At 59.9% G+C, this 898-nt stretch carries 3 protein-coding genes; all 3 read left to right on the plus strand.

Features of this window, described 5'->3' with window-relative positions:
* Window positions 1-428, plus strand: a 428-nt coding sequence (locus APM_RS19360) for a type IV secretion system protein (protein WP_007425075.1), incomplete at its 5' end; no start/stop codon positions are given.
* 38 nt (window positions 429-466) lie between these two features.
* A complete protein-coding gene (locus tag APM_RS23005; RefSeq protein WP_138919288.1) occupies window positions 467-610 on the plus strand; it encodes a type IV secretion system lipoprotein VirB7 in 144 nt (47 codons plus the stop codon).
* The coding region (locus tag APM_RS19365; protein WP_007425090.1) for a VirB8/TrbF family protein at window positions 607-898 on the plus strand (292 nt) is incomplete at its 3' end. The genes APM_RS23005 and APM_RS19365, both read left to right, overlap by 4 nt.

Consider the following 898-nt stretch of genomic DNA (forward strand, 5'->3'; position numbering starts at 1 on the left):
TTGTTCTTGTTGTCTTTTTCATCGCCCTTGCCCTCGTGTTCGCGGTGTATCTCATCTCGACAACACTGACGGGCCTTCTCGTCGCCATCGGGCCATTCCTGCTGATCGGATACCTCTTTGAAGCCACAAAGGGCATCCCGGAACGCTGGCTCGGCAAGCTGATCGGCCTGGCGATCCTGTTGCTTCTGATCACGGCGCTTCTATCGCTGTTCACCGGCGGCATGACTGATTTTCTGAACACCAAGGTCTCGACCACGTTCACCGCCGACCCAGTGCAGACCGAAATCATCATCCTCGGCGAAATCGCCGCCTATACCGCCATCACGGCCTTCATCACGATCATGCTTCCCGGCATCGCCGCCTACATTGGCGGCGGTGTGGACTTCAATATTTCCGGGATCGTGAACCCAGCCAACTGGTTCAAATAATGAAGGGCTCACGCATGTTGTCTCGTCTGATTATCCTCATGTGCGCAGCCGGCTTACTTGCGGGCTGCGCGGCCAGTGACCCGCTGGCGACGGCTCACGGGCCGATGTTTGCCCTCAATCCCGGCCATTGGTCGCCAAGCGCGGCGCAGTTGGCGCGACCGCCGCAGGTGCCCCACTCATGAACGCGGACATGAAAAGCACGGCCTTGCCGATCGATAACGAACGGCTCGCCGCCTATTTCCAGGATGTTGAATCTTTCCAGGCCACTGAGAAGCGCACAGCCCGCCGCTGGGGCCGTGTGGGCTGGGTGGTGGCCGGCGTGTCCCTGGCGGTCAACGTGACCCTCGCGGGGGCGATCGTGATGATCCTGCCCCTCGAAAAGCTCGTGCCCGCCTTCATCACCGTGAAGTCAGACGGCACCACCAGCACCACCATGAATTTCAACAGCCTTCCCAGCAATGAGAAGGCAG

It is taken from the genome of Acidiphilium sp. PM (genome assembly GCF_000219295.1).
Classification (GTDB): domain Bacteria; phylum Pseudomonadota; class Alphaproteobacteria; order Acetobacterales; family Acetobacteraceae; genus Acidiphilium; species Acidiphilium multivorum.